The sequence below is a fragment of the Microbacterium sp. genome (genome assembly GCF_035554235.1).
In the GTDB taxonomy this organism is placed as follows: Bacteria; Actinomycetota; Actinomycetes; order Actinomycetales; family Microbacteriaceae; genus Microbacterium.
The window spans coordinates 1-2,921 of sequence record NZ_DATMIO010000001.1 but is presented as its reverse complement, the minus strand read 5'-3'; the positions used below and the strand labels follow the sequence as shown (position 1 = coordinate 2,921).

3 protein-coding genes are annotated in these 2,921 nt (G+C 70.9%); all 3 read right to left on the bottom strand.

Annotation, left to right across the window (positions count from 1 at the left end; translation table 11 throughout):
- A partial coding sequence (locus VNT50_RS00015) for an imidazolonepropionase-like domain-containing protein (protein WP_414683912.1) occupies window positions 1–333 on the bottom strand: 333 nt, incomplete at its 3' end.
- Between the two features lie 88 nt (window positions 334–421).
- Window positions 422–2,095, bottom strand: a complete 1,674-nt coding sequence (gene hutU, locus VNT50_RS00010; RefSeq protein WP_325483061.1) for a urocanate hydratase — start codon at window positions 2,093–2,095, stop codon at window positions 422–424.
- A partial coding sequence (locus VNT50_RS00005; protein ID WP_325483060.1) for an aromatic amino acid lyase occupies window positions 2,092–2,921 on the bottom strand: 830 nt, incomplete at its 5' end. The genes VNT50_RS00005 and hutU, both read right to left, overlap by 4 nt.

Sequence of the window (2,921 nt, the reverse complement as noted above, 5' to 3'; positions counted from 1 at the left end):
GACGAAACCCGGGATGACCGCGCGGCCCCCGGCATCCACGATCTCGATCGCCGCGGCGGCCTGCGCATCTCCCCCTCCCACGCCGGTTTGGGGCGCGATCCCTCCGCCGGCCCCGGTTTGGGGCGCGATCCCTCCGCTGGGGCGCGCGTCTTGCGCCCCGACGGAGGAGATGCGCCCCAAACCCAGGACTTCGGGGTCGCCGGCCGAGCCCACCCACGCGATGCGCCCGCCCTCGATCAGCACGGCACCGTCTCGGATCGTGCCGCACGGATCGCCGGGAACCCCGACGTTGGTCGTCAGTTCGCCGATGTTCGTGATCAGGGTCCTCAACACACCCCGCCTCCTCCTGCGCGAAACTTCACTTGTGGCTCTTCCGAGGCCCGATGAAGGTGCGCAACTGAAGTCTCGCGCAGGGGGATGGTCATAGCATCGGGATGTTGAGTCCGCGCTCGCGGGCGACCTCCTTGGCCCGCTCGTAACCGGCATCCACGTGCCGCATGACGCCCGACCCGGGATCGTTGGTCAGCACGCGCTCGAGCTTCTCGGCGGCGAGCGCCGTTCCGTCGGCGACGGTGACCTGCCCGGCATGGATGCTGCGGCCGATGCCGACGCCGCCGCCGTGGTGGATCGACACCCACGATGCGCCGCTCGAGGTGTTGAGCAGGGCGTTCAGCAGCGGCCAGTCGGCGATCGCGTCGGATCCATCGGCCATCGCCTCGGTCTCGCGGTAGGGCGATGCCACCGATCCGGCATCGAGGTGGTCGCGGCCGATCACGATCGGCGCCGAGAGCTCGCCCGAAGCCACCATTTCGTTGAACTTGAGCCCCGCGAGGTGCCGCTCCTGATATCCGAGCCAGCATATGCGCGCGGGCAGCCCCTCGAAGCGCACGGCCTCGCCGGCCTTCTCGAGCCAGCGCACGAGCCCCGGGTTGTCGGGGAAGAGCTCCATGATCGCGCGATCGGTCTTGCGGATGTCTTCGGGGTCGCCCGACAGCGCCACCCAGCGGAAGGGCCCGCGCCCCTCGGCGAACTGCGGCCGGATGTACGCGGGCACGAAGCCGGGGAAGGCGAACGCACGCGCGAACCCGCCGAGCTGCGCCTCGGCGCGGATCGAGTTGCCGTAGTCGAAGACGGTGGCCCCGGCATCCTGAAATCCGACCATCGCCGCGACCTGCGCCGCCATGCTCTTCCGCGCGCGGTCGGTGAACCCCTCCGGGTCGCGCTCGGCCGCTGCCGCCCAGTCCCCCACGTCGATGCCGACCGGGAGGTAGGCGAGCGGGTCGTGCGCGGAGGTCTGGTCGGTGACGATGTCGATCGGGATGCCGCGCCGTAGCAGTTCGGGGAACACCAGGGCCGCGTTGCCGACGACGCCCACGCTCAGCGCGCGCCGCTCGGTCTTCGCGAACACAACCCGCGCGACGGCGTCGTCGAGGTCGCGCGTGTATTCGTCGAGGTAGCCGTGCTCGACGCGCCGGGCGAGCCTCGACTCGTCGACGTCGACGATCAGCACCACCCCGCCGTTGAGGGTGACGGCCAGCGGCTGCGCGCCGCCCATGCCGCCGCATCCGCCCGTCAGCGTGAGTGTTCCCGCGAGGTCGTCGGTTGCTGAGCCTGTCGAAGCACCGAGCGAGCGACCGACCGCCGCGAAGGTCTCGTAGGTGCCCTGCAGAATGCCCTGCGTGCCGATGTAGATCCACGAGCCCGCGGTCATCTGTCCGTACATCGTCAGCCCGAGCTGCTCGAGGCGGCGGAACTCGGGCCACGTCGCCCAGTCCCCCACGAGGTTCGAGTTGGCGATCAGCACGCGCGGCGCCCACTCGTGCGTGCGGAAGACGCCGACCGGCTTGCCCGACTGCACGAGGAGCGTCTCGTCGGGCTCGAGCTCGTCGAGGGTGCGCACGATCGCGTCGTATGCCTCCCAGCTGCGGGCGGCCTTGCCCGTGCCGCCGTAGACCACCAGGTCTTCGGGGTGCTCCGCGACCTCGGGGTCGAGGTTGTTCATGAGCATGCGCTTGGCCGCCTCGGCACCCCAGCTCTTGGCGGTTCTCTCGTTGCCACGGGCCGCGGTGATGTGCCGGGTCTCGGTGGTGGTCATGGTGTTGCTCCTTCCGCGGTTGCGGCGACCCGGCCGCTCAGCACGAGGTCGGTCACCGCCTCGATGTCGGGTGAGAGGAAGTGGTCGGGCCCGGGCCCGGTCGCAACCGTGCGCACCAGGTCGCGCACCGCGCCGGTCACGGGTCCCGGCAGAAGCGGCGCCCGAAGATCGATCGCGCGGGCGCCCGTGAGCACCTCGATGGCGAGCACGCGTGCGAGCCCGTCGATCCCGCGGCGCAGCTTGCGCGCGGCCGCCCAGCCCATCGACACGTGGTCCTCTTGCATCGCGCTGGAAGGGATCGAGTCGACGGATGCCGGAACCGCGAGTCGCTTGAGCTCGGAGACTATGCCGGCGGCGGCATATTGCGCGATCATGAGGCCCGAGTCGACCCCGACTTCGTCGGCGAGGAACGGCGGCAGGCCATTGCTGCGGGTCTGGTCGAGGGCGCGATCGGTGCGGCGCTCCGAGATCGACGCGACATCGGCCACCGCGATCGCGAGGAAGTCGAGCACATAGGCGACGGGGGCGCCGTGGAAGTTCCCGTTCGACTCGACGCGGCCGTCGTCGGTGATCACGGGGTTGTCGACGACGCTCGCGAGCTCGCGCGACGCGATCGTCGCCGCGTAGTCCACGGTATCGCGGGCGGCGCCGTGCACCTGCGGCGAGCACCTCAGCGAGTATGCGTCCTGCACGCGCGTGCACACCGCCGGGTCGCGGTGGCTCGCGACGATCGCCGAGCCCGCGAGGAACGAACGCAGGTTTGCCGCGGATGCCGCCTGCCCCACGTGCGGGCGGAGCGCCATGAGGTCGGCGGCGAAGACCGCGT

Excerpts from the sequence above, each read along its gene's own strand:
- hutU (WP_325483061.1), bottom strand. The coding sequence starts at position 2,095 with ATGACCACCACCGAGACCCGGCACATCACCGCGGCCCGTGGCAACGAG.